At 38.5% G+C, this 20112-nt stretch carries 23 protein-coding genes; 6 read left to right on the top strand and 17 right to left on the bottom strand.

Annotation, left to right across the window (positions count from 1 at the left end):
• Positions 1 to 39: 39 nt before the first annotated feature.
• The 6 genes from rpiA to J1899_RS06820 are packed head-to-tail and all read right to left on the bottom strand — an operon-like array spanning position 40 to position 5171.
• On the bottom strand, positions 40 to 714 hold the full coding sequence (gene rpiA, locus J1899_RS06845; protein ID WP_214478162.1) for a ribose-5-phosphate isomerase RpiA: 675 nt from the start codon (positions 712 to 714) through the stop codon (positions 40 to 42).
• Positions 715 to 742: 28 nt separating this feature from the next.
• On the bottom strand, positions 743 to 2029 hold the full coding sequence (locus J1899_RS06840) for a TRAP transporter large permease (protein ID WP_214478161.1): 1287 nt from the start codon (positions 2027 to 2029) through the stop codon (positions 743 to 745).
• Positions 2029 to 2514 carry a TRAP transporter small permease gene (locus J1899_RS06835; RefSeq protein WP_066447915.1) on the bottom strand — a complete coding sequence of 162 codons (486 nt, stop codon included), beginning with the start codon at positions 2512 to 2514 and terminating at the stop codon, positions 2029 to 2031. The genes J1899_RS06840 and J1899_RS06835 overlap by 1 nt, the downstream gene beginning before the upstream one ends.
• Positions 2515 to 2532: 18 nt before the next feature.
• Complete coding sequence (locus J1899_RS06830; protein ID WP_214478160.1) at positions 2533 to 3555, bottom strand: TRAP transporter substrate-binding protein; 1023 nt, start codon at positions 3553 to 3555, stop codon at positions 2533 to 2535.
• A 35-nt stretch (positions 3556 to 3590) separates the two neighbouring features.
• Entirely contained in the window at positions 3591 to 4151 is a 561-nt protein-coding gene (hxlB, locus tag J1899_RS06825) for a 6-phospho-3-hexuloisomerase (RefSeq protein ID WP_306806927.1), read from the bottom strand.
• A gap of 15 nt (positions 4152 to 4166) precedes the next feature.
• Complete coding sequence (locus tag J1899_RS06820; protein ID WP_066447922.1) at positions 4167 to 5171, bottom strand: LacI family DNA-binding transcriptional regulator; 1005 nt, start codon at positions 5169 to 5171, stop codon at positions 4167 to 4169.
• Positions 5172 to 5380: 209 nt separating this feature from the next.
• Here J1899_RS06820 and J1899_RS06815 point away from each other — a divergent pair, with 209 nt between their 5' ends.
• Positions 5381 to 6100, top strand: a complete 720-nt coding sequence (locus tag J1899_RS06815; RefSeq protein ID WP_214478159.1) for a sugar phosphate isomerase/epimerase family protein — start codon at positions 5381 to 5383, stop codon at positions 6098 to 6100.
• Between the two features lie 593 nt (positions 6101 to 6693).
• Here the strand turns inward: J1899_RS06815 and J1899_RS06810 are convergent.
• Entirely contained in the window at positions 6694 to 6936 is a 243-nt protein-coding gene (locus J1899_RS06810; RefSeq protein WP_066447926.1) for a hypothetical protein, read from the bottom strand.
• 261 nt (positions 6937 to 7197) lie between these two features.
• Between J1899_RS06810 and J1899_RS06805 the strand changes: the two genes are divergently transcribed.
• Positions 7198 to 7416, top strand: coding sequence for an alpha/beta-type small acid-soluble spore protein (locus tag J1899_RS06805; protein ID WP_066447930.1), 219 nt, complete (start codon positions 7198 to 7200; stop codon positions 7414 to 7416).
• A gap of 70 nt (positions 7417 to 7486) precedes the next feature.
• On the opposite strand, the gene fumC is transcribed toward J1899_RS06805, so the two are convergent.
• The 8 genes from fumC to sigY all read right to left on the bottom strand — a co-directional run bounded on the left by fumC (position 7487) and on the right by sigY (position 14749).
• Positions 7487 to 8866, bottom strand: a complete 1380-nt coding sequence (fumC, locus tag J1899_RS06800; RefSeq protein ID WP_214478158.1) for a class II fumarate hydratase — start codon at positions 8864 to 8866, stop codon at positions 7487 to 7489.
• A 402-nt stretch (positions 8867 to 9268) separates the two neighbouring features.
• The gene (locus J1899_RS06795; RefSeq protein ID WP_214478157.1) at positions 9269 to 11029 is read right to left on the bottom strand and encodes an ABC transporter ATP-binding protein; all 1761 of its coding nucleotides are present in this window, start codon (positions 11027 to 11029) and stop codon (positions 9269 to 9271) included.
• Position 11030: 1 nt separating this feature from the next.
• Positions 11031 to 12773, bottom strand: a complete 1743-nt coding sequence (locus J1899_RS06790; RefSeq protein ID WP_214478156.1) for an ABC transporter ATP-binding protein — start codon at positions 12771 to 12773, stop codon at positions 11031 to 11033.
• 398 nt (positions 12774 to 13171) lie between these two features.
• The gene (locus J1899_RS06785; protein WP_214478155.1) at positions 13172 to 13492 is read right to left on the bottom strand and encodes a YbjQ family protein; all 321 of its coding nucleotides are present in this window, start codon (positions 13490 to 13492) and stop codon (positions 13172 to 13174) included.
• Positions 13473 to 13676 carry a hypothetical protein gene (locus J1899_RS06780; protein ID WP_214478154.1) on the bottom strand — a complete coding sequence of 68 codons (204 nt, stop codon included), beginning with the start codon at positions 13674 to 13676 and terminating at the stop codon, positions 13473 to 13475. The genes J1899_RS06785 and J1899_RS06780 overlap by 20 nt, the downstream gene beginning before the upstream one ends.
• A gap of 14 nt (positions 13677 to 13690) precedes the next feature.
• Entirely contained in the window at positions 13691 to 13900 is a 210-nt protein-coding gene (locus J1899_RS06775; protein ID WP_214478153.1) for a sigma-Y antisigma factor component, read from the bottom strand.
• Positions 13897 to 14232, bottom strand: coding sequence for a YxlC family protein (locus J1899_RS06770; RefSeq protein WP_214478152.1), 336 nt, complete (start codon positions 14230 to 14232; stop codon positions 13897 to 13899). Before J1899_RS06770 ends, J1899_RS06775 begins: the two co-directional genes overlap by 4 nt.
• Positions 14213 to 14749, bottom strand: coding sequence for an RNA polymerase sigma factor SigY (gene sigY / locus J1899_RS06765; protein WP_214478151.1), 537 nt, complete (start codon positions 14747 to 14749; stop codon positions 14213 to 14215). Before sigY ends, J1899_RS06770 begins: the two co-directional genes overlap by 20 nt.
• A 349-nt stretch (positions 14750 to 15098) precedes the next feature.
• Here sigY and J1899_RS06760 point away from each other — a divergent pair, with 349 nt between their 5' ends.
• A complete protein-coding gene (locus tag J1899_RS06760) occupies positions 15099 to 15413 on the top strand; it encodes an HPr family phosphocarrier protein (protein ID WP_214478150.1) in 315 nt (104 codons plus the stop codon).
• A 33-nt stretch (positions 15414 to 15446) separates the two neighbouring features.
• Entirely contained in the window at positions 15447 to 15965 is a 519-nt protein-coding gene (locus J1899_RS06755; protein WP_214478149.1) for a universal stress protein, read from the top strand.
• Positions 15966 to 16153: 188 nt separating this feature from the next.
• Here J1899_RS06755 and J1899_RS06750 read toward each other — a convergent pair whose 3' ends face one another.
• Positions 16154 to 16612, bottom strand: coding sequence for a helix-turn-helix transcriptional regulator (locus J1899_RS06750; RefSeq protein ID WP_151575396.1), 459 nt, complete (start codon positions 16610 to 16612; stop codon positions 16154 to 16156).
• Between the two features lie 215 nt (positions 16613 to 16827).
• On the opposite strand from J1899_RS06750, the gene J1899_RS06745 reads away from it, so the two are divergent.
• Positions 16828 to 17958, top strand: coding sequence for a histidine kinase N-terminal domain-containing protein (locus J1899_RS06745; RefSeq protein WP_214478148.1), 1131 nt, complete (start codon positions 16828 to 16830; stop codon positions 17956 to 17958).
• Between the two features lie 82 nt (positions 17959 to 18040).
• Here J1899_RS06745 and J1899_RS06740 read toward each other — a convergent pair whose 3' ends face one another.
• Positions 18041 to 19264, bottom strand: coding sequence for a dicarboxylate/amino acid:cation symporter (locus J1899_RS06740; protein WP_214478147.1), 1224 nt, complete (start codon positions 19262 to 19264; stop codon positions 18041 to 18043).
• A 248-nt stretch (positions 19265 to 19512) separates the two neighbouring features.
• On the opposite strand from J1899_RS06740, the gene J1899_RS06735 reads away from it, so the two are divergent.
• Positions 19513 to 20064 carry a GNAT family N-acetyltransferase gene (locus tag J1899_RS06735; protein WP_214478146.1) on the top strand — a complete coding sequence of 184 codons (552 nt, stop codon included), beginning with the start codon at positions 19513 to 19515 and terminating at the stop codon, positions 20062 to 20064.
• The last annotated feature ends 48 nt before the right edge of the window (positions 20065 to 20112 follow it).

Raw genomic sequence — 20112 nt, 5'->3', positions numbered from 1 at the left:
TCCAAACTTTTGTCCCCTGATTCTTTCTCTTGGAGAATACTACTCTTGCTTTTTTTGAAACAATTCGATTTCTCCCTTGTTGGCAACAATCACTTTGTCTGCCATATCTGCAAAAATCCCCGTGTCCACTACTCCAACCAATTTAACTAATGTTTCATGTAATCTAGCAGCATCATCGATGTGGCCAAAGGAACAATCAAGGATGTAGTTCCTATTATCACTAATAAAAACTTCCCCATCTTTTCTTCTTAATACTGGGTCACCGCCTAGCTTTTTAATATATTCAGCGGTGACTTCAAAACCAAACGTCAAAACTTCAACCGGCAGTGGAAACCGTCCTAATGTGGAAACCACTTTCGATGAATCCGCAATAATAATCAGCTCATCTGCACAAGCATCGACTACTTTTTCTCGAACGAGCGATCCGCCGCCTCCTTTGATGAGATTCAAGGAGGGATCAATTTCATCGGCTCCATCAATCGCCAAATCAATATGTGTGGTTACTGAAAAATCTACTAGCGGAATCCCCAACTCTTTAGCCAGTTTCTCCGTCTTTTTTGATGAAGGAATTCCTTGTATTTGGAGTCCTTCTTGAACCCGTTTCCCAAGCGCATGAAGCATGAAATCAACGGTTGATCCTGAGCCTAAACCAACAGTCATGCCATTTTTCACATATTTCACAGCTTCCTCAGCAGCTATACGTTTATCGTCCATCTTAATCAATCACTCCTCAAACATTAACTTAGAATAATCCCGGATTAATCGCTTTCGGAATAAAGAATGCAATCTCTGGGAAAAACGCGATAAACAGCAGGACAATCACAACAATTGCAATATAAGGAATAACAGCTACAAACGATCTTTCGATTGACATATCGCCAATTTTTGCTGCCAGTAATAGACAGAGCCCATATGGCGGTGTAATCAGCCCAATTGCTAAGGTGATTACAACAATAAGTCCTAAGTGAACTGGATCCATTCCAAATTCTAATGCTGTCGGCAGAATGACTGGCACGAATAATATCATCGCTGGAATTGCATCCATAAAGGTTCCAATGAAAAGGAAGAATGCGATTAGAATAATAATGAACAGCCATTCTGAGCCAACATTATTTGTAAAGAATTCTTGCGCTGCTGTTCCCAGCTGATAATAACTCATCAATTCGCCAAGCGCGCTTGCACAAGCTAAAGCAAATAAAGACAACGAACTTAATGCAAGTGTATCCATTAAAATCTTCGGCAAATCTTTTACTTTTAGCGTTTTATAATAAAACATACAAACTAGTAAAGTATACAGTGAGGCTACTGCAGCAGCCTCTGTAGCTGTAAAAAAGCCCGTTACGATTCCTCCAATAATGATGATTGGTGTCAGCAGGGCCGGAATCGCTTCAAGGAACAGCCTCGCAAATTTTTTAAACTCGACTGCTTGTGAACGAGGATAATTTCTTTTTACAGCAAGTATATAGACAAAAAGCATCATGCCTAAACCAATTAAAATTCCTGGTACAATCCCGCCAAGGAACAGTGCCCCAATACTAGCGTTTGTTAAACCAGCAAAAATAATCATTGGAATACTTGGCGGTATAACAACTCCTACCGTAGAAGAGGCAGCTGTTACACCAACAGCCGTTTCTTTGTCATAGCCTTTTTTAAGCATACTGGGAATAAGAATTTTCCCTACTCCAGCTGTATCTGCTTGTGAGGCTCCAGATACGCCAGCAAACATCATGGACACAAGAATATTGGCATGTGCGAGACCGCCGCGGATCGGACCCACAATCGCGAGTGCCAGATTAATCAGTTTTTCGGAAATTTTTCCTGAGTTCATTAAGTTGGCTGCCAGAATGAATAGTGGTACCGCTAACAAAACAAAGGAATCAAGACCATTGACCATCTTCATTGGTACAGTGGCTTCAGGAGTGTATGGGATTCCTGTTATGCCGAGAAGCGCAACGATCCCTATGACGAAAGCAATTGGCACACCTATTAGCATTAAAATTATAAATAAGCCAAGCAGTAAAAATCCCATTACGCTCTAACCTCCTTCTCTTTAAGAGATTGGATGTGATTCAGCAGATGTGAAAAAGAATAAATCAGCATGGTTCCTGCCATAACAGGGATAGCAAGCCAAATGTAGCCCATTTGCATTTCAGGGAATGTTGCCCATGTGTAATTCCAAAATTCCCTTACAACAATGATTCCCAAAAAGAAAATACAAACGTTAAAAGCAATTAAGACAAGGTCATTAAAGATATTAAGAAAGACTCTATTTTTTCCTTTTAATTTTCTCTGGAAAAAATCAAAATTAAAATGTTCACGACGGTTGACCATAACGGCTGCACCCATAAACATGGCCCAAATAAACGAATAATTAGCGACTTCTTCTGTCCATAGTATCGATATGCCTAAATGCCTTGTAACAATTTGCAATAAGATAACTGCAAAGAACACCGTTAAGAAGACAATTCCGAGTGTCATTTGGATTTTTTCAAGTGTCTGAACAAAACGTTTCATCCCGATCCCCCCTTTGGATTATTCCAGGTCAACAATTTTTTGCAGCAGCTCTTCTACTTCAATTTCCTTTGCAAAATCTTCTAGAATGGGTCGTGCGATATCAATAAAAGGCTGTGTATCTATTTCGTTAACAGTCGCACCTTCTTCAATAGCTTTTTCCTTATACTCGACATCTTGGGCATTTGTTGCATCACGCTCAGCTTTCACCGATTCTTCCGCTGCTTTTAAAAGAATTTCCTGTTGTTCTTCTGAATATTGATCAAATTTCTCCCCATTGATTAATAGAAACCTAGTTGTATAGTCATGACCTGTTTCCGTGATATACTTTCCGTTTGGTGTCGTATGGTGAGATTGCTGCACAAAAAATGGGTAAGCGTTTTCAGATGAATCAACAACATCCTGCTGCAATCCTTGATATAGTTCTCCCCAAGAGATCGCTGATGGAATGGCTCCAGTTGCTTCCCAGAAATCAGAAACAACACCAGACGTTTGCGTTCTTAATGAGACACCTTGAAGGTCCTCTACAGCATTTAGCGGTTTCTTGCCATAGTAATGACGGACACCAGCAGACCAATAGCCTAACAGTTTAAAAGAATTATTGGATTTTTCATTGATAATATCTCCCATCTCTTTTCCAATCTCACCATCCACGACATTTAGCCAATGATCATAACTGGTAAACAGATATGGAGCAGAGAATAAATCAACTTCCCTAATTCCGGTTTGAGTCATAAATCCAGGAGAAACAAGAACCACATCCGCCGCACCTAACTGAAGCTTCTCAACCAGCTGTGATTCTTCTGTCCCAATTGTCCCAGCATGGACTTCAACTTCTATACTTCCGTTTGATTCACGTTCAGCTACTTCTTTAAACTTTAGCATTCCAACCTGATAAGGATTATCTGGAGAGGTTTGATTATGAGCAGCGATAATTTTTATTTTGCCGTCTCCATCGCCATCAACTTCATTGCTGCTGCATGCAGCCAAAATACCAATGGTCATACTAATAAGTAATAGAAAAGTAAATTTGTGTTTCAGCATGTTTCTTTCCCCCTTGTCGTCATTGTTTTACCAAACTATTCTAAATTTGCATGTTTCTGATTTAGACTTTTATGGCTTTTTCCCTCAGGCTGCTGCTCAAGCAGATAAACCACAATCGCATCTAAAAGCAGATGTGCTGCCTGATCGAATTGACTTCCAAGCGGCTGAATCGTCTCTGGCTCTGTGGCAAGACGTTTTTTTGTTGCAGCAGGAATCACAACTGTACACTCGCTGAATTCTCCAATAACCGAATCTTTGTTCGTCGTTACTAACGCTACTTTTGCATCAATTTCTCTTGCTTTTTTAGCATATTGCACTAATGTGCCTGTGCTCCCGGAACCGGAAATCGTCAGCAGCACATCTCCTGTTTCAATACTTGGTGTAATGGTTTCACCGACTACGTAAACAGGGTATTCGCTATGCATGAGCCTCATGGCAAATACTTTCCCGACCAGCCCCGAACGACCTGTGCCCGCAATAAAAATTCTCTTTGCGTTTTGCAGAACATCTGCCAACTGTGTTGCTTCCTTTTCGTCAATCTGTGCTAATACGCCAGAAATTTCACCAGCAATCGTATCAATGATTCTTTTCATCATGTTCACCTCTAAAATTTATAATGATTCTCTTTCTATTAACGTTGGTTCAAAACGATAAATTTCTGCTTGATTTGGCTCTTCTTTTTGCTGAATCCTTTTAAATAAAAGCTCTGCAGCCTTCTCTCCCATTTCAAAAGCAGGCTGAGCCACTGTCGTCAGACCTGGATTGTAGATATCTGCAAAAGAAACATCATCTATTCCAATCAGCCCGATGTCTTCAGGTATACTTAGCTTATTTTTCTTCACATAAGACAGAAGCTCCATTAAACTGCGGTCATTTGTCGCCAAAATTGCTTTTGGCGGTTCACTGAGCTGAAATAAATGGTGTATTAGACTCTGCATGTCTGTCGTCTTTCCACTCACAATAAATTCTTCCCGAATGGAAAGCTGATGGTGCTCTAACGCTTTCTTATATCCGCTCAATCGCTCCACCCTTGGTGTAACGCCTGGCTCTATTGGCGGAGATAAAACGGCAATTTTTGAATAGCCGTGCTTTACGAATGAATCTACTGCCAGAAAAGAGGCTTTCTCGTTATCAAGCAATACAGTATCTGTCTGCAGTCCATTAATCAGGCGATCAATAAATACTACAGGATAGTTCTCAGAGATTAACTCTTGATATTGCTCAATATTCTTCCCGGTTGGAAACAATATGAGGCCATCAACTTGCTTGGCTCTTAACATATCAATATACTTCTTTTCTTTTTCCGGCTGATCATCTGCATTGCAAATAATTACGTGAAAATCCTTCTCATTGCAAACATCTTCAATTGCCCGTATTACCTGTGTTGAAAAAACATGCAAGATGTTCGCGACGATCACACCAATCGTGGTAGTCGATTTTTGTTTTAAACTTCTTGCTAAAATATTTGGTCTATAGCCGAGTTCATTAATCGTTTCTTCAATACGGATTTTTGTATCTTCTCTCATATAATCAAAACGCTGATTTAAATATTGAGATACCGTGCTTTTTGAAACACCTGCATGCTTTGCAACATCTGCAATTGTAACTTTCTTCATTCCAGTTTCTCCTAGCTATATGAATTAAATCGGTTTACTAAATCGGTTTAGTGAAATTATAAAATAAATGTAAGCGTTTTACAACCCGTAATTTTAAAAAAGTATTTTTATTTTCAAAACCGTCACACAATTATAGATAAGCGCTTACATCCGTGTTATGATGAATCAACTATATCGATTAGTGATTAAATTGCCTGGGAGGTTCGATCGTGACAAAAGTAATTCTGCCAACACTCATTTTTACTAAACAACTTTCAATAGAAGAACAAGTGGCTATGATAAAGGAATTTGGTGCTGATGGCATTGAAATTCGCCGGGAGCGACTGGAGAATATCTCCGAGGAGTTAAGGCTATTTAAACAGGAGATTGGTATGGCGGTTTTTGATGCTGTCATTTATTCTGTTCCAGTAGAGTTATGGCAAGACCCTTTCTCTCTAAATCCGGATGCGATACGTGCATTAAAAGAAGCAGAATTTCTAAATGCAACTCACATAAAGTTTTCACTAGGAAAATTTGACGCAAAACATGCTGATGCAAAAGGGTTTAAAGAATGGATCGCATCAAATCTGCCAAGTTCGATCAAGATGTTAGTGGAAAATGATCAAACTCCTTATGGAGGAACGCTGAATTCGATCTTGTCTTTTTTTCAATGGCAAACAGAAACGTCTATCCGGATGACTTTTGACGTTGGCAACTGGACTGTGCAAAATGAAAACTGGAGTGCTGCCCATCAGGAACTAAGCACCTGGATCGAATATCTTCATTTAAAAACTGCAGCAAAAACGAATGAAGGCTGGGTTAATAAACCGGTGGATCTTGAACATTTAAAACTCCCTTTTCCAGCGTATACAGCGATCGAATTTCCATTAGATAACCCGGGGGTTGAGGCACCGCAGTGGATTGAAGTGATTAGGAGAGAAAATGGCTAATTAATAGAATTTAACCTGCTGATAAATATGGGGGTATTGTGATTTGGAATGCGGCCGCGGAAACCAGATAAAGGGGAATTTTGGGTGATATATGCGTAAGCAGACAGCGTTATCCAAATAAAGGTAATTAGTGGCGTAATAAACGCTTAATCACGACAGTATTATCCAGAGAAAGGTAATTAGGGGCGTGATAAACGCTTAATCACGACAGTATTTTCCAGATAACGGTAATTAGGGGCGTGATAAACGCTTAATCACGACAACATTTTCCAGAGAAAGGTAATTAGGGGCGTAATAAACGCTTAATTACGACAGTATTATCCAGATAACGGTAATTCGTGGCCTGATAACGCTTAATCACGACAGTATTATCCAGATAACGGTAATTCGCGGCCTGATAAACGCTTAATCACGACAGTATTTTCCAGATAATAGAAACCAGTGGCATGATATGCTTAGTTCGCGACTATTTCCTTTATGACAATATCCACACCAAGCTAATGAGGGGTATGAGAAATTCATACGCCTTATTTCCTTTTCCATTTACAGCAGCTCAATGTATGACCCACCTATCCCCTCTCTGAGCTCTCAATTTATTCCTCCAAAAGCTTCACGCTTTCACTTCCGCAATGATTACATGTCAGCAAATGCGGACACAATTGATCTCTATAATCATTTTGGTAGCCATCCTCCATTTTCATAAGATCTGTCGGCATGTACGCACTATAGTCATCATAATAATCCATAATCTTGCCATGATCATTCATCTCTTTGCCGCATTTATTACATAATTCATGAAGCTCTCTGAAACCATTACATATTGAACAGACTCCCATTGTTCCCATCCTCTCTAACGTTATAGGTAATGATAGGTTATGTAAAAAGTACGTTTTTTCAGATGGAAAAAATTACTGTATTTATTTCGCATAAACTTCTCAGAATCAAACATAATAGTTAGTACAAACAGCGGGTCACACACACCGCAGCAACTTATACCGATGGGTTAACCCACTAGATGGAGCAAGAAATCTTGCGCTGGTGCAAGTCCAGCTAACCCAACCATCAAACAAAAAAATTCATGAGGAGATGAATCAAAAATGACAAACCAAACATCAAGCAGAAGCAATTCCTCAAACCAACTTTTAGTACCAGGAGTATCTCAAGCACTTGACCAAATGAAGTACGAAATCGCTTCAGAATTCGGTGTAAACTTAGGTGCTGAAACAACTTCACGCGCTAACGGATCTGTCGGCGGTGAAATCACTAAACGCCTTGTGCAAATGGCTGAACAACAACTTGGCGGCGGTTCATTCTAATATCATTTACATTTTGTAAAAAATTTAATATTATGGCTTGGCCCCCTTATAAAGGGGGCCATTTCCAATATTAAACCATTTTTTGCGGATCAACCCATTGGTTAAATTCTGCTGTATTAACATAACCCGTTTTTAGTGCAGCTTCCCGTAACGTAGTCCCTTCATTAAATGCCAGCTTCGCAATCTCCGCTGCTTTTTCATATCCAATATGAGGATTTAATGCTGTGACAAGCATAAGTGAATTCTGGACATGCTCTTGAATCATTTCAACATTTGCTTCCAAGCCGACCATGCAATTTTTGTTAAAAGAGGTCATTCCGTCCGCTAAAAGAGTGACGGATTGAATAAAGTTATAAATGATTACCGGCTTAAAAACATTCAATTCAAAATTCCCCTGACTCGCAGCAAAACCAATGGTTGCATCGTTTCCAAAGATCTGACTAGCAATCATCGTCAATGCCTCACTCTGTGTCGGGTTTACTTTCCCTGGCATGATGGAGCTGCCTGGTTCATTGGCAGGGATTGATAATTCACCAATTCCGCTGCGCGGTCCGCTTGACAGCCATCTGACATCGTTGGCTATTTTCATAAGATCAGCTGCCAGTGCCTTTAGTGTGCCATGAGTGTGCACCGTTTCACTATGACTCGTCAAAGCCTGGAATTTATTATCGGAGGATTTAAAAGGATAACCAGTAAAACTGGAAATTTCTTTGGCTGTTTCTTCTCCAAATTGTTTATGTGCATTAATTCCCGTTCCTACAGCAGTCCCGCCAATCGCAAGGTCTTGTAAGTATTTTAAAGCATCTGAAATCATGTGCTGATTTTTCTCAAGACTGCAGCGCCAGCCGCTGATTTCTTGTCCTAATGTGAGTGGTGTCGCATCCTGCAAATGTGTGCGGCCAATTTTAACGATCGATTGATATGCTTCTTCTTTTAATTTGATGGTTTGTTTAAGATCGTGCAAAGCAGGCAGGAGATTTTCTGAAAGCCCTTTGTATGCAGCAATATGCATAGCCGTCGGAAAAGTATCATTCGAGCTTTGTGACATATTGACATCATCATTCGGATGGATGTGCTCATCACTGTTCTCTGCTTCTAAAATTTCATTTCCCCTCTTCGCAATTACTTCATTCATATTCATATTCGTTTGTGTTCCGCTTCCTGTTTGCCATACTGATAAAGGAAAATGCGTATCCCATTTTCCTTCCAGGATTTCATCACAAGCTTTTACAATGGCCGAACTCTTTGCTTTTGACAATCCGCTTAATCTTTCATTCACGATTGCAGCTGATCTCTTTAAAACCGCGAAAGCATAGATTAATTCCAATGGCATTTTTTCAATGCCGATATTAAAATTCTCCTTGCTCCTCTGCGTTTGGGCACCCCAATATTTATCCGCTGGAACATTGATCTCTCCAAGTGTATCTCTTTCAATTCTATATTCACTCATGTTTCCTTTGTCCCTCCTTAAATTTCTACTACCCTAATATATTCATTTCCCCCATATTTAAACGTTCATAAACATATTTGCCAGTTAAAATGAAAAAAGGTGGTGTTTAAATTAGTTATGGGTCAGGAAACCTGTCCCTTATATCCCACATGGATCAAGGAACCTGTCCCCATAACCCATAAAAAAACTGCCTCACGGAAACCCCGCAGGCAGTTATGCTTTCGCAATAGCATAGCCAATAAAATAACCAAGTATCATAATGCTTGCTATTGCTAATGTAATTGAAAAGTCTTCCATTTATGTTATCCCCCTTTAAAAGGAATCTTCCTTTTTAACATACCACGCATTAGAAGGGGATTTTCATACATGTCAGTACGATTCTGTGTCCTTTATTTGAACATTTTATGAACGAATGCCGAGAGCAGATTCCTTATATAATGATTTTGCCTGCATTTCGTACATTTGCTGATAAATGCCGCCACTCTCTAAAAGCTCGTCATGAGTACCTTGTTCTTTTATGACACCTTTTTCGAGCACAATTATTCGGTCTGCATTTTTGATCGTTGACAGACGATGTGCAATGATAAATGTCGTACGTCCTTGCTTTAAGACATCCATAGCATGCTGAATGATTTCTTCTGTCTCTGTATCAATATTGGAGGTTGCTTCATCTAAAATAAGAATAGCTGGATCAAAGGCCAATGCTCTTGCAAATGAGATGAGCTGCCGCTGACCGGACGATAACGTGCTTCCTTTTTCAATAACCGGTTCATCAATGCCTTTTTCCAAGTGTCCCAGCACACGATCGGCACCAACTGCTTTTAATGAAGCTTCTACTTTTTCTCTTGAAATCGTCGGATCATTAAGATTGACATTAGAAGCAATGGTTCCTGTAAAAAGGTATGGATCCTGTAGCACAATCCCCATATGTTTGCGGATGGATTGTCTTGGCATGGACGTAATATCTATCCCATCGATCATGATCTTCCCTTTTGATGGATCATAAAATCTGAATAGCAGGTTCATAATTGAACTTTTTCCTGAGCCTGTATGACCCACAAGTGCAATTGTTTCTCCTTTTTTCGCTTCAAACGATAAATCCTTCAAAACGTAGTTGTCAGCTTTATAAGCAAAAGAAACATGCTCAAAAACGACATGGCCGTCGTATCGAGGAATATTCTTTTCTGACACATTTTCTCCAGTAAGCTGCAAAACTTCAAACACACGGTTCCCGGCTACTAATGACCGTTCAAGCTGTGAAAACTGGTTAACGACATTTGTTATAGGATTAAATAGTCGAGTTAAATAGTCAACAAAGGCATACAAGGTTCCGGCCGATGCAACCTCCCCAGCTGTAAAAGACTGTGTGCCAAAGTAGATAATAAAAATCATAAACATAATCAGACGGATCGTATTCACTAGATTAAATGAAGTAGCTGAATCTAAAAACAGCAGCTTTCGCTGATTTTCATAATGAGATTCATTCATCTCATCAAATTCTTTTGTCATTTGTTTTTCGCGGCGAAAAGCCTGAATAATCGTCATTCCTTGTATCGATTCATTAATCATGGCGTTCAAATCAGCAATTTTTGTCCGAATGATATCATTATATTCAGCTGCATATTTGCGATAAAGAATCATCCATAAATAAACAATCGGGATCATGACCAAAGCTATGGAAGCCATTTTCCAGTTCAGTATGAATAACGCTGCATATACACCCAAAATCGATATTGCACTAGTTGCAAAATTGGATAGCACCTGAACATATAAATTTCGAATTGCTTCCGTATCATTCGTAACACGTGCAACCACCTTTCCAGCGGGAAGATGATCAAAATATTGAATCGGCAGCTTTTGGATGTGTCCAAAAACGTCTTTGCGCAATTTTTGAATGATCCTATTAGCGCCCATCTGCAAATAAATATACATAAAATATCTCAGCAGTGCTGTTGCCAGTGCTAATACAAAATATAAGCACAGCAGCCAAGCAATCGGTTCAATTTCCAGATCCCCCACTACCATATGCTCATCTATAATATATTTAGCTATAAACGGACCTGCAAGCTCTGTCAAAACTGCAATTGATAAGAAAAACAATCCTAAAAAAATCGGTTTCTTAAAATACATGGCATATTGAAATAATTGTTTACCTGTATTCATTTTATGCCTCGCCTCCTTCTAGCTGCTGGCGGTCATATTGCTCTTTGTACCAGCCTCTTTGCTGCAGGAGCTCTTCATGTGTACCTTGTTCAATAACTTGCCCGTTATCCAAAACAATGATTAAATCTGCATGCTGTATTCCAGACAGACGATGTGTGGTGATAATTGTCGTTTTATCACTTCGTTCGCTCTGTATATTTTTGATAATACTCGTCTCTGTCTTTGCATCCACTGCAGATAACGAATCATCAAGGATCAATATTTCTGGATCTTTTATTAAGGCGCGGGCGATGGAAACACGCTGCTTTTGACCACCAGATAAAGAGACACCTTTTTCTCCTACAAGTGTATTTAATCCATCAGGCAGATTTTCTAAATCCTTAGTAAAGTGAGCAAGGTGAATCGCCTTATTAATTTCCTCTTCAGTAGCATTTTCTTTTCCAAAAAGGATATTTTCTCTAATCGTCCTTGAAAATAAAACATGATCCTGCGGCACATAGCCGATCCAATCCAGGATTTGCTCTTTCGTTTGTGAAGCTATATCCACATTGTTAATATTTAGTCTGCCTTCTCCAATTGGATATTCACGGAGCAATTGTCTTAAAAAAGTTGTTTTTCCAGCACCTGTTTTGCCAACAATTCCAAGTGTTTCACCCTTCTTCAAGGCTAATGAGATTTCCTGCAGGTTTTTCACCTGACTTGTTGGATACTGGAACATTAAGGAGGTAAAACCAATTGAATCAGGGCTTTCTACAGCAGTTGGGGATTCACTATCCTTAACATCTGCCTGATAATCCAACGTTTCTTGCACACGATCAAGCGATGCATTTCCCTGCTGCATGACATTAATTAGTTCTCCAATGGCAAAAATGGGCCAAACAACGATGCCTAAGTAAACATTGAATGTTACAAGCTGGCCGACAGTAAGCTCTCCTGCTGATACGAGAACAGCTCCATAACCAATCGCCACAACATAACTGATACCCGTTCCAATTTTCGTGATTGGATTAAAAAGTGCATTGATTTTCACAGTATCCATATTCTTTTGGTATACATCCTCCGACATTTCTGCGAAGTTCTTTTCATCCTTCTTTTCTTGCACATATGCGCGTACAACCCGGACACCTGCAACAGATTCAAGAACATTGTCATTTAGCACACCAAACGAATCCTGAGCAAGCATATACCTCTCATGTACAAGCTTTCCAAGATACTGAATAAGTACCGCCATAATCGGGACAGGCAGCATCGCGAAAAAAGTCAGCTTCCATGAAATGAGGAAACCCATCGCACAAATAATGGCTCCCATGTAAAGAGTCGAGTCAATTAATGTCATAATACCGAAGCCTGCTGTCAGAGAAACAGCATTTAAATCATTCGTTGCTCTGGCCATTAAGTCACCAGTACGGTTTTTTTCATAAAATGTAGGTGTCATCCTCAAAAACTGAAGCATCAGCTTCCGGCGCATAATCTTCTCTAAATCAATAGCACCGCGAAATAAACGATATTGCCAAATAAAGTTTAGAATATATCCGCCTATAATAATCCCAATAAAAATATAAACATACTGCATTAGATTTGCTCTGGTGAATTCTCCAGAGGTAATCTGATCAATAATTTCTCCCAGCAAAAAGGGAGGAATGACCTCTAAGACACTTGCAATGATCAGTAATACAATTGCTATTGTATATTGCTTCCAATACTGTTTAAAAAACCAGCCTAGCTTTCCTAATACATCAAACATATTTTACACCTGCTTTCTCTTCCAATAAGCCGAAGCTACCCTCCATCCAGCAACACCTTTTTAAAATTCAGTTGGATTTGTCTGTTCCAAATCATCATCCGCCAGCTCCTTTTATTTCGAGTCACTAAATTTAGGCAAAAATAAAGATGCATACCCTAAAAAGAGCATGCATCTCATCTCAGGAGGTATAGCGATTTGCTCATACCTCACGTATAATTGCCAGAACTTTACACGAAATTCGGATATGAACAATGTATGAAGTTGGATTTATTTACTAGTCTTATCATTTTCATTGTTCTCTCCTCCTTTTTAGTAAAAATATTAGTGCTCTTGAAGATTACCATTTTTTTCTGATAATTGTCAACAGTCAGAAGTCCATATTTACACTTTTTAAAGCATTACCCTTCTTCCACATATACCGCCGTTCCATAAGCAATGATTTCGGCAGCATTTTGCATAACCCCTGCAGTCTGAAGACGCATACCAACGATCGCATTTGCACCTTTGTTCCTTGCATCTTCTACCATTCGTCCAATCGCTTTTTGACGCGCTTCCTCCATCATCTCAGTGTACTCCGAAATCTCACCGCCAACAATCGTCTTTAATCCGGCAAGAATGTCTTTTCCGATATGTTTTGACTGAATGGTACCTCCTCTGACAAATCCTTTCCATTCTTTAATGACCTTGCCTGGTACCGTATCAGTAGTTGTGATAATCATTTTGATCGTCCTCCTCTTTTTCTTTTTTACGCTCTGCTATTAAAACAATTATTAATATAATGACAGCAGCAAAGTATATGATATAAAAAATAATGGCAGTCCAAATATTAATAAATAACATAACAAAACAAACCAATTGCCCTAAGAGTGCTAACCATAAAAGCCATTGTTTCATTCTCTGCATAGGCACCATTTCCTTTACCTTTTATTGTTCTTCCTCCATTGCTTTTTAATAAAAAATAAATATACCAGCAATGGAACTGGAGCTTGAATCATGCCGATAACTCCCCAAAACCAATAATTATGTCCGTTTTTTCTTGCATCTCTAAACAAAAAGACGCTTTGACAAATCAATATGACTGCCGCACAGATAATAACGGGAAGAGAATGTTCAACCTCGGTATTCATAACTGTCTCCCCCTTTTCCGGGAACTAGACAATGTGCCATAGATCAGTATGAGCAGGAAAACGGCTATTTGAATCAGAATAAAAATCTTTGGACTGCTATACAGCGTGAATAGGACGAAGCAAAGAACGGTTAATCCTATGAAGGCAAAGAGCCAGTTGTCCCGATGCTGCTTTTTCTTAATATGCTGTATTTGATGCGCAGTATAACGTTCAAACCAATCTAAACTCTTTCTTTCTTCCTCGACACTATTATCTAATCCGCTCAGACCGCGAACAAGCTCTTCTTCTATTCTTTTCAGTTCCTCATCCTGCCTATTTTGATTCTCTTCCATCTGCCTTAAGCTCCTTTCTGATCGCTTCGATCCCATTGTGTACCCTTGATTTTATGGTCCCTTCGGATTTATTCATCATCTCAGCAATATCAGCGTAAGAATAGCCGTAATAATGCTTTAATATGATCGGTATTCTCATGTTATCTGAAAGAGTGCCAAGTGCCTGCATCGTATCATTCCAGTCTTCATTATGGTATTCCATCTGCCATCTCATTTGCCGTTGATGGATCTGCTCCTGTCTCCATAACTGATGCCGGCTGTTTTTCCGTTTGCTGTCTACATATACATTTGTAGCAATTGTAATCAGCCATGAAGAAAACTTTGCTTCACCTTTATATAAGGAAATCTTCTCGATCGCCTTAGCCATTGTTTCTTGTGTTAGGTCTTCGGCTGTATGCTTGTTCATTGTAAGCTTGATGCAATATTTAAAAAGGAAAAGATAATGATTATGCAGCAGCACTGCCAGGGATTGTTGGTCACCTTTTTTAGCTTTTCTTATTAATGCCTTATCTTCCATCCAGATCCCCCGCTTCTGCTTCACTCTGTCTATATGACGTATAAGTCGGAAAAAAGTTCATTTTAATTTTAAAATTTTTCTGCAGATGATTTTTCCCATGACACTTTGTCTGCTGACATAAATGAATTGGTGCGATACACCGGCAGAAAAACGCTTGCCTTAAAGTAGAAATCCACCTAGCTCTGTAACAAAAAAAGACAGTATTGTGGTGCGATTTAGGACTAATGTAACAATTATAGTTCTATTATCACATTTTCCTGTGAACGGTTTACTTTGTTTTTTTCACGGGTATTTTTCAGATAACAAAGCAAAGTGATCAGATATTACATCATTAAAAGGAGTTTTTATCATGAACAAAATCGAATCAGCATCAGTGATCATAAAAAACAAATTATCTATGAAAACAATCTTAGATCTTTATCAAAAAAGCAAAAGCTTCAATGGCTCAGCATTCTTATATAGCGGAAATAAACTGACTCAGGTTAAAAACCTGCCTAAACTGGTATCTTTCTTATTAACCGTCACTCCTGGAAGTATTGTGAAAATTATTGTCGAGGGCAAAAGTTCAGAAAAACACCTGCAAAGCATAGCAGAAATCTGTCAGCAGTCCCACAGTAAACATTCTCTTAAAAGTAATACATCATTTAATTCAATCCAGGTGTAATTCTTATTAAAATTGCTAAGGAAGGTGATGGCCATGAATGAACAATTTAACTGTATTGTAGTCGCATATGACGATTCAACTGCAAGCCAAAATGCCCTGAAAATGGCAAGTAATCTTGCAAAAGGCAATCCTGAATGTTCATTATATATCGCTCATGTTTTCGAAGAGAAGGTTGCAAATACAACTTTAGATTCACAGCCTGGTTATCAGCCGCTCCGGGCAAACGGATTTGGTTTAGAAGGCATGCCTATTCCACCTGCAGAGGATCGATATGAAGATATTTATCCCAACACACATGCCCAGGTCAGCAATAGTGCAGATCAGGCCCTCTTTAACGCGAAACAAATCACCGCTGGTCTTCATACTAAAACAGACTATGAAGTGTTAAGCGGAGACCCTGCAGAAAGCGTTTGCGAATTTGCAGCTGAAAAAAATGCAGATCTCATTTTAACTGGGAGCTCTCAAAAAAGCGGATTAAAAAAATTATTTGTTGGCAGCACAAGTGAAAAAATCTTAAAAAATGCACCATGCTCTGTTTTAGTGGCACAATAAATAGATTGATAAAAAAGAAAGCATCTCTAATGAGGTGTTTTCTTTTTATGGTTTCATGTAAGTTAAATCTTTAGATTCCTAAAATAAAAAAAAGCAGCCGCAGCCGCTTATCAATGGTTTTCTCATCATATTTTAGCATTTCTACAATTCTTCTATTTATCACAACCAGAAATGAATCAGTTATAAGGTTATAAGAACTCTTTCACTGCTTCCTGAAATCGTTCTTTAGAAGATTGTTCATCAAAACTGCTATAAATTCGAAAGTGGTCTTGATCAATAATACGGAAATGCTGACTAATAATGTTTTGCTGAAGAATTAGACCATTTTTCTTCTCCATTTCACGCCACCATATTTTTCCGCCCATTGTTTTTTCTTTTCTGTAGTCAATTCCTTCTCTTGCAATTGTTTCAAGGACTTCCAATGGTTCGTTTCCAAATAAGAATCTAACTGTTTCGGTTTCGCGAAAAAGTGCACATACAGCTACAACTGTAGACCATCCGGCTTCAGCTCTGCCTTTTTCAATTTGCACGAGGGTTTTCTTTGAAACACCGATGATCTCAGCCATTTTGTCTTGGGTGTAGCCAGCCTCAGTTCGAATGAGCCGTAATTTTTCGGATACTTTCATAATAATTTCTTCTCGAGTCAATATTGATTCAGTCCTTTTTGCTTCGTGTAAATTTACACGTGATATCTCTATTATAAAACGAATTCCTATTTTATTTCAAATTCTAAATATCTTTATTCATATGATTCGAAATACCGATTTTTTCGATTTTCTCTTTCTCCTAAAAAGGAATTTAGTATTTGTAAGCGAATCTATTATAGTAAATATACGAAAATCACTAAATTATGGAGGCCTTCATGCAAACTGTCACAAAAGAAACTGTCCTGCGTTGTTTGCAAGCGAACAAACAAGAACTGTTAAGTGATTGGATGAGAAAACTTAAAACGAAAGCCGATGACCCTCATGCACAGCAGATCTACATGAACGGAAACGATATGTTTGAATTATTTATTGAGTCACTTTTAGATCAAGAACATGTTCTCAATGAAAAGATCAGTATTTTCGCATTAAAAATTGCACATCAGCGCGTAGAAGCCAATATAAACATTGGTGATTTTGTTTACAATGTGAATTGCGGAAGAGCAGTCATATTAAAATTCGCCTTAACATTACAATTAGAACTTGATGAATTGCAGCTGTTCGTAGATCGATTAAATTCCTGCTTTGACCAATTCCTATACTATTCCGTATCCCATTACAGTGAAACCCAAAATAACATAATTAAAGAAAAAACACAGTTTATTGACTCTACCCATAAAGATCGGCTGACACTGCTAGGACAAATGACATCAAGCTTTATCCATGAGTTCAGAAACCCGCTTACCTCAATTCAAGGCTTTATTCAGCTGCTAAAGGCAGAACATTCTGATATGAAATATTTAGATATCATTTCAAACGAAATCGAGCAGCTGAATTTCCGCATTTCACAATTCCTGCTTCTTTCCAAAAAAGAACTTATAGGAAAAGAAAAAATTGTTTTCTCTTTAAACGATTTAATAGATGAAGTACTGATTTTTCTTTATCCGAGTATACTTGATGGCAAGGTAAAAACATTACAGAAGCTTGCTGAAGATATTTACCTTGAAGGTTATGAAGATGAAATAAGACAAGTATTTATTAATATTATTTTTAATGCAATTGATGTTTTAAGCCCTGACAGAATAAATCCCATTATTGAAATCAGAACTTTAAAGGTCGATGACAAAGTTAAGGTAGATATTGAGAATAACGGACCGCAAATCCCTGACAATCTTGTTTCAACCATATTCGAGCCCTTCTTTACAACCAAAACACTTGGAACGGGGCTGGGTCTCTTTGTTTGCCGGGAAATTATTGAAAAGCACCGCGGCACCCTTACATGTACATCAGAAACAAGCAAAACAGTGTTTAGCATTCTGCTTCCAATTGCTAAAAGGGATCATAACTGATTACCAGATCAAAAAAGCTTGCCGAGCGGCAAGCTTTTTGACTTTCAATATAGAATGGCATCATCATATTGTCTTTTAATCTTTAGGCTTTCTTCTGTAACCTTTTCTCCTCTGTATTAGCTACCACTACCGCACAGGCAGCGTCACCTGTAATGTTCACAGAGGTTCTAACCATATCAAGCAAACGGTCGATCCCAATAATTAAAGCAATTCCTTCAACAGGAAGGTCTACTGATTGAAGAACCATTGCCAGCATGATCAAACCTACTCCTGGAACACCAGCCGTCCCAATACTTGCTAATACAGCAGTTAAAACAACGGTCATCAATTGCGTTAATGACAAATCTGATCCGTATACCTGTGCAATAAAAATTGTTGCCACACCTTGCATAATAGCCGTTCCATCCATATTAATGGTAGCTCCAAGCGGCTGTACAAAACTGCTGATAGGTTCAGGAACACCCAATTTTTTCTGCGCCGTTTCCATTGATAGCGGCAATGTTGCATTACTGCTTGAGGTACTAAAGCCAACTCCCATTGCAGGAGAAAACCCTTTAAAGAACTTAAGTGGACTCATTCCGCCAAGAAAGTATACAGACGAGCCATATGTTACTGCTGCATGAACAAATAAGGCGCCTAAAACGACAAGCATATAAACACCCATTGCCTTTATTGCGGAAAAGCCTTGACTGCCTATTGCTGAGGCAATTAAACCAAATGTACCATAAGGTGCTACCTTCATCGCCAAGCCAACTAAATACATCATAACTTCGTTTCCTTGCTCGATGAGATTCACAATTCCCTTTGTTTTCTCTCCCAATCTAGTTAAAGCAAATCCTACTAATACGGCAAACACAATAATCTGCAGCATATTACCTGAGGTAAGTGCTTCAAAAGGATTACTCGGTATAATGTTAATCAATGTTTCACTAACAGGCGGTGCTTCCTCTGTACTATACTCTGCATCTGCCGTATTAAATTCTCCAATCAGACCTGGTTTAAAAATCATAGCCAATCCTATACCAATAATGATGGCAATGGCTGTCGTAATTAAGTAATAACTTACCGTTTTAACCCCTATTCTTCCAAGATTTTTGGGTTCACCTAATCCCGTCACACCTAGAATAATAGAAAATAGAACGATAGGAACGACAAGCATACTAATAAGGTTAATAAAGATGGTTCCTAAAGGATTAAATAAATACGTATCAAGGGTGGAAAATAAGTCTGGCGCAGATAAATTTAATATAATCCCAACAATTGCTCCAGCAATCAACCCAATGATTATTTTAGTTGTTAATTTCATGTATGTCTTCCTCCATCATTCATTTTTCGAGCTGAAAACCATTTAAGGAAAATCCTTCTAATTTTCGTATTTATACCCTTTTATAGTATAGCTGAAACTAAGCCGCCAACAAAATAAAATACACTATACAAATACATTCAGTCTGTAATCCCTTTACTAAGCTTGTTTATTTTTAAAATACTGAAAATAATCTATTTTTTTCTTCATACATTCGTTATGATGATGTTAATTCAGGAGGGGGAATCATCATGTTTACGTTAAAAGTTGACGAAGAATTAGAGCTGCAATTATTTCAGCTTCAGCATACCGAGGAATTATTTGCTTTAGTTGATTTTAACCGGCAGCATTTGCGAAAATGGCTTCCGTGGGTAGATAACACCACATCTGCTGTTCAATACAACTCGATTATCCCAATGTGGCTAAAGCAATTTGCCGATAATAATGGCTTTAATGCGGGCATTCGGTATAAAGGAAAATTAGCAGGCTCGATCGGCCTTCATCAAATCGATTGGCATAATAAACAGACAAGCATTGGATATTTTCTGGGTGAGGGCTTCCAGGGCAAAGGGATTATGACAAGAAGTGTACAGGCAATAGTAAACTACAGCTTTTTAGAACTTAAGTTAAACCGGATTGAAATCCGCTGCGGAATCGGCAACACGAAGAGCAGGGCTATACCAGAAAGACTTGGATTCAAACAAGAAGGAATTGTTCGCGATGCTGAATTTCTTTACGATCATTTTCATGATCTTGCTGTATATGGCTTGCTGTACCGTGAATGGTTTGAAAGTTTAAAGTAACAATAAGAATCAGCGATCTTCCCATATGAAAAAATAAGACATTTCATT

Origin of the sequence: Cytobacillus gottheilii, assembly GCF_018582665.1 — a bacterium.
Lineage (GTDB): Bacteria > Bacillota > Bacilli > Bacillales > Cytobacillaceae > Cytobacillus > Cytobacillus gottheilii.
The sequence above is the reverse complement of the archived record's forward strand: the minus strand, read 5'-3'. Positions and strand labels throughout refer to the sequence as shown.

Bases quoted from the DNA above. Each gene is read 5' to 3' on its own strand.
- J1899_RS06755 (WP_214478149.1), top strand. From the start codon at position 15,447: ATGAATGAACAATTTAACTGTATTGTAGTCGCATATGACGATTCAACT.
- J1899_RS06740 (WP_214478147.1), bottom strand. From the start codon at position 19,264: ATGAAATTAACAACTAAAATAATCATTGGGTTGATTGCTGGAGCAATT.
- J1899_RS06840 (WP_214478161.1), bottom strand. From the start codon at position 2,029: ATGGGATTTTTACTGCTTGGCTTATTTATAATTTTAATGCTAATAGGT.
- J1899_RS06820 (WP_066447922.1), bottom strand. From the start codon at position 5,171: ATGAAGAAAGTTACAATTGCAGATGTTGCAAAGCATGCAGGTGTTTCA.
- J1899_RS06735 (WP_214478146.1), top strand. From the start codon at position 19,513: ATGTTTACGTTAAAAGTTGACGAAGAATTAGAGCTGCAATTATTTCAG.
- J1899_RS06775 (WP_214478153.1), bottom strand. From the start codon at position 13,900: ATGAATACCGAGGTTGAACATTCTCTTCCCGTTATTATCTGTGCGGCA.
- J1899_RS06810 (WP_066447926.1), bottom strand. From the start codon at position 6,936: ATGGGAGTCTGTTCAATATGTAATGGTTTCAGAGAGCTTCATGAATTA.
- J1899_RS06760 (WP_214478150.1), top strand. From the start codon at position 15,099: ATGAACAAAATCGAATCAGCATCAGTGATCATAAAAAACAAATTATCT.
- hxlB (WP_306806927.1), bottom strand. From the start codon at position 4,151: ATGATGAAAAGAATCATTGATACGATTGCTGGTGAAATTTCTGGCGTA.
- J1899_RS06745 (WP_214478148.1), top strand. From the start codon at position 16,828: ATGCAAACTGTCACAAAAGAAACTGTCCTGCGTTGTTTGCAAGCGAAC.
- J1899_RS06780 (WP_214478154.1), bottom strand. From the start codon at position 13,676: ATGCAGAGAATGAAACAATGGCTTTTATGGTTAGCACTCTTAGGGCAA.
- J1899_RS06835 (WP_066447915.1), bottom strand. From the start codon at position 2,514: ATGAAACGTTTTGTTCAGACACTTGAAAAAATCCAAATGACACTCGGA.
- J1899_RS06770 (WP_214478152.1), bottom strand. From the start codon at position 14,232: ATGGAAGAGAATCAAAATAGGCAGGATGAGGAACTGAAAAGAATAGAA.
- sigY (WP_214478151.1), bottom strand. From the start codon at position 14,749: ATGGAAGATAAGGCATTAATAAGAAAAGCTAAAAAAGGTGACCAACAA.
- rpiA (WP_214478162.1), bottom strand. From the start codon at position 714: ATGGACGATAAACGTATAGCTGCTGAGGAAGCTGTGAAATATGTGAAA.
- J1899_RS06795 (WP_214478157.1), bottom strand. From the start codon at position 11,029: ATGAATACAGGTAAACAATTATTTCAATATGCCATGTATTTTAAGAAA.
- J1899_RS06805 (WP_066447930.1), top strand. From the start codon at position 7,198: ATGACAAACCAAACATCAAGCAGAAGCAATTCCTCAAACCAACTTTTA.
- J1899_RS06785 (WP_214478155.1), bottom strand. From the start codon at position 13,492: ATGATTATCACAACTACTGATACGGTACCAGGCAAGGTCATTAAAGAA.
- J1899_RS06790 (WP_214478156.1), bottom strand. From the start codon at position 12,773: ATGTTTGATGTATTAGGAAAGCTAGGCTGGTTTTTTAAACAGTATTGG.
- fumC (WP_214478158.1), bottom strand. From the start codon at position 8,866: ATGAGTGAATATAGAATTGAAAGAGATACACTTGGAGAGATCAATGTT.
- J1899_RS06830 (WP_214478160.1), bottom strand. From the start codon at position 3,555: ATGCTGAAACACAAATTTACTTTTCTATTACTTATTAGTATGACCATT.